Origin of the sequence: Pseudomonas persica (assembly GCF_900291015.1) — a bacterium.
In the GTDB taxonomy this organism is placed as follows: domain Bacteria; phylum Pseudomonadota; class Gammaproteobacteria; order Pseudomonadales; family Pseudomonadaceae; genus Aquipseudomonas.
In genome coordinates this window covers 1-232 of sequence record NZ_OLKL01000408.1, presented here as the reverse complement: position 1 = coordinate 232, position 232 = coordinate 1, and the positions used below count along the sequence as shown (strand labels likewise).

Annotated in this window: 1 protein-coding gene; it reads left to right on the top strand. The window is 62.9% G+C overall.

Annotation, left to right across the window (positions count from 1 at the left end; all coding sequences use genetic code 11):
- The coding region (gene zapE, locus FQ664_RS27080) for an AFG1/ZapE family ATPase (protein ID WP_144176024.1) at window positions 1-232 on the top strand (232 nt) is incomplete at both ends.

Sequence of the window (232 nt, the reverse complement as noted above, 5' to 3'; positions counted from 1 at the left end):
CTGTTGGCCCTGGCGGCGGAGCTGGCGCGGCAGATCCGCGTGCTGTGCTTCGATGAATTGTTCGTCAGCGACATTGGGGATGCGATCATCCTCGGCCGCCTGTTTCAGGTATTGTTCGATCAGGGCGTGGTGATCGTCGCCACCTCCAACCAGCCACCCGAGCAGCTCTACCGCGATGGTTTCAACCGCGAGCGGTTCCTGCCTGCCATCGCCGCCATCGGTCGTCACATGC